Source organism: Bacillus sp. mrc49, from assembly GCF_002803435.1.
Genome location: NZ_PHNG01000272.1, coordinates 1 through 496, shown reverse-complemented (window position 1 = coordinate 496; position 496 = coordinate 1). Strand labels below are relative to the sequence as shown.

The window sequence follows — 496 nt, the reverse complement described above, 5'->3', positions numbered from 1 at the left end:
TAACGTTAGCCTCGATCGGCACAAGCTCATTCGTATCGCCAATCATCCCTTCCACTTCATCGAGGCTTTCGATTTCCCCTAAAGCATAAAGCCCAAGCACGGCTGCGCCCAAGCTCGAACTTTCAAAGCTTTCAGGAATCGTCACGTTCTGATTGAAAACATCAGCCATGATCTGACGCCACAGCTTCGAGCGGACAAACCCGCCGCTTGCATGGATCTTCTCGGGTGCGCCAGCCAGTTCCCTTACAGCGAGGAGGACACTATAGAGGTTATACATCACGCCTTCGAGTACCGCGCGGACCATATGATCACGTGTATGGTGAAGGGCCAGTCCAAAGAAGGAGCCCCTTGCATCGGCACTCCATAATGGTGCACGCTCCCCAGCCATATACGGATGGAAAATGAGTCCATCCGAACCAGGTGCAATAGCCGAGGCCATATCAGTCAGTATTTCATACGAGTCCAGTCCCGAAGCCTTCGCTTTTTCGATTTCCAC

Annotated in this window: 1 protein-coding gene; it reads right to left on the bottom strand. The window is 52.4% G+C overall.

Annotated elements, in window-relative coordinates; translation table 11 throughout:
- A partial coding sequence (locus CVN76_RS01925; protein WP_269800003.1) for an FGGY-family carbohydrate kinase occupies positions 1–496 on the bottom strand: 496 nt, incomplete at both ends.